We start from the raw sequence: 4,641 nt of genomic DNA on the forward strand, positions 1-4,641 counted from the left end.
ACCCGGCCGACGTTGGCGATGTAGCCGTCCATGTCGGCCTGGGTGACCTGGTCGACCAGCGGGTGGTACTGCTCGGGCACGATGCCCTGGCCGAGCATCACCTGCACCCAGCTGACCAGCGCGAACATCTCCTCGCCCTGGCGGAAGAAGCGGCCGCTGTCGCGGAACAGGCGGATGGTCTCGGCCAGCGCGGGAGGAATCGCCATCGTGCGGCAGTCGTTCCAGAACGCGCTGTCGGTGCGTTCGGTGGCGTGGTAGTGCAGGATCAGGAAGTCGCGGATGCGCTCGTACTCGAACACCGACTGCGCGTTGTAGCGCTGCATCAGCACCGGATCGAAATCGTTCCACGGAAACAGGTTGAGGAAGCGGGCGATGCCCGACTGCACCATGTAGATGCTGGTCGACTCCAGCGGTTCCATGAAGCCGCTGGCCAGGCCCAGCGCGACCACGTTGCGGTCCCAGAACTTGCGCCGCATGCCGGCAGTGAAGCGCAGCACCCGCGGCTCGCCCAGCGGGCGGCCGTCCAGGTGCTTGAGCAGCGTGGCGGCCGCCTCGTCGTCGCTGAGGTGCGCGCTGGAATAGACATGGCCGTTGCCGGTGCGATGCTGCAGCGGGATCCGCCACTGCCAGCCGGCGGCGTGCGCGGTGGCGCGCGTGTACGGCGTGGGCGGGCCCACCTTCTCGCATGCCACCGCCACCGCGCGGTCGCACGGCAGCCAGCGGCTGAAGTCGTCGTAGCCGGCGTGCAGCGCCTGCTCGATCAGCAGGCCGCGGAAGCCGGAACAGTCGACGAACAGGTCGCCTGCGATGCGTGCGCCGGAGGCCAAGGTGACCGCCTCGACGAAACCGCTGTCCGGGTGCAGCGCCACGTCCACGATCCTGCCCTCGATCCGCTGCACGCCCTGGCGCTCGGCGTACTCGCGCAGGAAGCGCGCGTACAGCCCGGCATCGAACTGGTAGGCATAGGCGATGTTGGCCAGCGGCGAGGTGGGCGGCACGTCGCTGGCCGACACCATGAACCGGCCCTGCCCGGCGGCCAGCGCGTTGAGCGAGTAGGTGCCCAGGTCCGCCGCCTTGCCCTGCCGGCGCGCCTTGAGCCAGTACTGGTGGAACGGCAGCAGCCCCAGGTCGGGGCCGAGGTTGCCGAAGCTGTGGAAGTAGCGGTCGCCGATGCGGCCCCAGTCGTTGAACTGGATGCCGAGCTTGAAGGTGCCCTGCGTGCGCCGCACGAACTCGGCCTCGTCGACGCCGAGCAGGTTGTTGAAGAGCTTCAGGTGCGGCACGGTCGACTCGCCGACGCCGACGATGCCGATCTCGTCCGACTCGATCAGCCGGATGGCGTAGCGTCCGCCGAGCACCCTGGCGAAGGCGGCGGCGGCCATCCAGCCGGCCGTGCCGCCACCGACGATGACGATGTCGCGAATAGGTCCACTCATGGAAATGCCAATGGGGAAAGACGACTCCCTGCGCGGCCGACCGTGGCCGCGCAGGGAGTGCACGAGCCGCGCTAGAAGTTCAGGCCGACCTCGAGCTTGACCGTGCGCGGCACGAAGGTGATGTTGCCCAGGCGGTTGTACTGCACCGTCGCCTGCCCGTTCGCGTAGGTGGGGACGTAGTCCACGAAGTTGTCCCAGTTGAACACGTTCAGCACGTCGAACCGGCCGAACAGCGTCACGCCGTTGCCGAGCTCGAAGTTCTTGGTCGCCTGGAAGTCGATGTCGCGGTAGCCCCAGATCTTGCCGCCGAACAGGAACCTCGAACCGCCCGGCGTCGCCGCCTGCGGGATGCAGTTGTTGCCGGCCGGGAACACCGCGCCGTCATAGCAGGCGATGCCGTTGAACGGCAGCGGCGTGGCCAGGGTCAGCTTGGCCGACAGCGTGGTGCCCCACGGCCCGTCGACGTTGCCGGTGGCGACGAAGCGGTGCTTGGCCGCGGCGTTGGAGGTGATGAACGGATAGTTGCCGATGGTCGCTTCGTCGAACGAGTAGTGCTCGTTGATGTCGCGGTTCTGCTTGGCGTGGGTGTAGGTGTAGGCGAACGTCGCGCCCCAGTGCGATTCCTTCGTATAGGGCTTTTCGGCCGAGAGCAGCAGCTGGGTGGTGCGGGTGGCGATGCCGTTGTTGCCGATGATCAGCGCGCCGAAGCCGGGCACGCCGTTGCCCCACGGCTGGCTGTTGTTCTGGAAGAACGCGCCGTTGGGGTAGCGGTTGCCGAGCGTGAAGGCGAAGCCGTCGTGGCTGAGGATGCGCGACACCGTGGCGCTGGTGTTCCAGTCGCCCACCTGGTTGCGCATGCCGAGGCTGAACTGGTCGGAATACGGCGCCTTCAGGTGGTTGTTCATCAGGTCGACCTCGGTGCCGGCGTTGCTGCTGGGACCGAGCAGCGCCTGCAGGTTGGCCAGGCCGTTGAGGTAGTTCGGGTTCCAGTCGTAGCAGGGGGTCGAGTTGCGGTGGCACAGCCCCGTCGCCGGATCACGGAAGTAGATCGTGTACTGCGGCAGCGCCGACTTGGTGGTTTCCAGCTGCAGGTAGTCGTACAGGTCGCGGTCGTAGGCGCGGCCGGCGCCGCCGAAGATCACGTGCGCCTGGTCGCCGAACAGGTCGTAGGAGAAGCCCAGGCGCGGCTGCCACTCGCCCTTGTAGGCCGAGCGGTTGCGCCCGGTGCTGATGTAGTCGTTGACGTCGACGCCGCCGAGCGCCAGCGACTGCGCATAGGTCTGGCCCGCCGGTGCGTTCGGGTCCTGGCTGTTGAGCGCGGCCACCACGTTCGCCGGCGTGACGAAGTTGGTGTACGAGGGCGTGCGTTCGTAGTCCCAGCGCACGCCCAGGTTCAGCGTGAGCTTGTCGGTGACGTCCCAGTCGTCCTGGACGTAGGCGCCGAACTGGTGGCTCTTGGTCGACACCGTGGGGGACAGCCCCAGGCCGGTCACCGGCTTGGTGAAGAAGGCCTTGTACGGCGTGGCGTCGGTGCCGGCCGGCGTCACGTTGTAGGAGAACTGCGGGTTCACGTCGGCCGCGTCGGCCGCGTGCAGCGTGACCATCTTCTTCTTGAAGCCCAGCTTGATCACGTGGTCGCCGAGCCATTGCAGGTCGTTGAAGGTGAGGTCGTCCTGGATGGCCGGGCCCTTCTGTCCCTTGTTCTGCGTGGCCAGCGGATTGGCCGCGCCGGTCTGGATGATCACCGGGTCGTCGGTCGGGCGCTCCCAGGTGTAGACCAGGCCGTTGCCGTAATTGAGCGCGGTGGGCGCGTTGAAGGCATCCTCGTAGGTCAGCAGCAGCTCGTTGAAGTAGGCCTCGCCGCTGTGCTGCCAACGCAGCGCATAGCGCTTGTCGTTGTTGCGGGTGTTGTAGCCGGCCGTGGCGGCGTTCTGGTCGCCCACGCCGCCGCGCTGGTCCTCCTTGCGGATCTGCGCGCTGCCCTCGAAGCGGTCACGGTCGGTCGGCTCCCAGTCGATCTTGCCGAAGTACAGGTCTTCCTTGAAGTTCAGCCCGGCCGGGCCGAATTGGGCGGCGACATCGGCCGGCAGGAACGGCACGCCCGGCGCGCCGTCGGCGCTGGGCACCACGGTGATCGGGGTGTCGAAACGCTTCGCCTCGTAGGTGGCGAAGAAATGCATCTGGTCCTTGATGATCGGGCCGCCGATGGCGAAGCCGTATTCCTTTTCCTTCGACGGCGTCTTGGTGCCGGCGTCCCGCTCGGCCGGCGTGCTCGCGCGGAACGGGTCATGGGTGTAGCGGTAGTAGGTCTCGCCGTGGAACTCGTTGGTGCCGGACTTGGTCTGCGCCGTGACCGCGGCCGAGGAAATCTGGTCGTACTCGGCCTTGTAGTTGGAGGTGATGACCTTGTACTCGCCGATCGCCAGCTGCGGGAACGGGTTGCCCTGGCTGCCGAACTGGCCGCTGACGCCGCCTTCCTTGACGTAGCTCTTCTGGCCCACGCCGTCGATGTAGACGTTGACCGAGCTGTTGTTCATCGCGCCGCCGCGCAGCGACGTGTTGCCCTTGGAGTCGACGTTGAAGACCATGCCCGGTACGGTGTCGGCGAACTCGAGGAAGTTGCGCGAGATCTGCGGGATGGTCTGGATCTGGCGCAGCGAAATGGTGCTGCCCACCTCCGGCGTCTTGACCTCGGTGAGCGTGGAGGCGGTGACCGACACCCCGGTCAGCGTGGTCGCGCTGGTCGGCGAGGGCGCGCCCGCCGCCGACTGCTGCAGGTTCAGGGTGGCGGTGGAGGCGACGGTCAGCGTCACCGTCTGCTCGGTGCCGGCGCCCGCATCGACCTGGTAGGTGCCCGGCTGCAGGCCGGGCAGCGCATAGCTGCCATCCGCGCCGGTACGCGTGCGCCGCACCGAGCCGGTGGCCACGTTGCGGGCGGTGACCTCGGTGTTGGCCGGGCCGGTGCCGCGCAGGGTGGCGTTGGCGGTCTGCGCCCACGACAGGTTCGGGGCGGCGGCGAGCGCAGCCACCGAGCCGGTGATCAGGCTCGCCAGCAGGCGTTTGTTCAATCGCAACATCGTGTTCATGGTTCCCGTTCTCGAAGGCAGCGGCTTTTAGTGGATGGTTGTTTCTACCGGGTGACGCGCTTGTGAGTTTTCCACGACAAGGCAGCAACTCGCCAGCCCCATGTCACGGCTCCAGCACC

Annotated in this window: 2 protein-coding genes; both read right to left on the reverse strand. The window is 67.4% G+C overall.

The window, feature by feature from the left end; genetic code table 11:
- Positions 1-1,436 (reverse strand): tryptophan halogenase family protein (locus tag HOQ08_RS10125; RefSeq protein WP_291194025.1); only part of this gene is annotated, 1,436 nt, incomplete at its 3' end.
- Positions 1,437-1,507: 71 nt separating this feature from the next.
- On the reverse strand, positions 1,508-4,513 hold the full coding sequence (locus tag HOQ08_RS10130) for a TonB-dependent receptor (protein ID WP_291194028.1): 3,006 nt from the start codon (positions 4,511-4,513) through the stop codon (positions 1,508-1,510).
- Positions 4,514-4,641: the final 128 nt, after the last annotated feature.

The sequence above is a fragment of the Frateuria sp. genome (assembly GCF_013362045.1).
In the GTDB taxonomy this organism is placed as follows: domain Bacteria; phylum Pseudomonadota; class Gammaproteobacteria; order Xanthomonadales; family Rhodanobacteraceae; genus Frateuria_A.